Annotated in this window: 1 protein-coding gene; it reads right to left on the bottom strand. The window is 57.1% G+C overall.

Annotated elements, in window-relative coordinates; all coding sequences use genetic code 11:
• Positions 1–716 (bottom strand): DDE-type integrase/transposase/recombinase (locus tag ACP7IZ_RS13760; RefSeq protein WP_154971758.1); only part of this gene is annotated, 716 nt, incomplete at its 3' end.
• Positions 717–776: the final 60 nt, after the last annotated feature.

Genomic DNA, 776 nt, shown 5'->3' with positions numbered 1-776 from the left:
GTCCAGGGATGATTGGGTTTCGTCAGACGATGTTCGATCCCGTGGGCTTCGCAGATCATGTCGAAGCGCATGGGACGCGACCAGGCCGTATTGCGATTACGGGGTTGGTCAGCGAACTGGATCCCATTGTCGGTCAGGATGGTGTGGATCCGGTAAGGGATGATGCTCAGGAGATGTTCGAGGAATTCCCAGGCCGTCTTCCGATCAGCTTTCTCGACCAGTTGTGTGACAGCGAATTTGCTTGTCCGGTCAATGGCAACGAAGAGGTACAGCTTGCCTTCAGCGGTCTGGACTTCCGCTATGTCGAGATGAAAGAACCCGATCGGGTAGCGTTTGAAGCGCTGGCGTTTGGCTTTGTCCCCCTCCATGTCCGGCAGTCGTGAAATCCCGTGACGCTGAAGGCAGCGATGCAGGGCCGAGCGTGTCAGATAGGGAATGCTGGCCTGCAGGGCATAAAGGCAGTCATCCAGCGGCAGCAACGTATGCCGGCGAAAGGCCACGATCATCGCTTCGTCCGTCTCGGACAGGACCGTTGAGCGCGGCTCTTTAGGACCTGTCTTCTGATCTTCGACACTCTGTCGCTTCCGCCATTTAGCCACTGTCTTCGGGTTGATCCCGAACTCCTCGCTCAGCGCCGCGAGCGAAGCCTGCGATCGCTGTATTGCTGCTCGCACGGCGTGCGTGGTCGTGGCGCTCCCATGACGTATCTGTCCCATAATGCTTCCTTCCACTCTCGTGAAAATATCACACCATCAAACCCCGGGACTAAACACCTA

The organism is Acetobacter sp. AAB5 (assembly GCF_050106715.1).
Classification (GTDB): Bacteria; Pseudomonadota; Alphaproteobacteria; order Acetobacterales; family Acetobacteraceae; genus Acetobacter; species Acetobacter oryzifermentans.
Note: the sequence above shows the minus strand (reverse complement) of the source record. Positions and strands in the feature narration are given on the sequence as shown.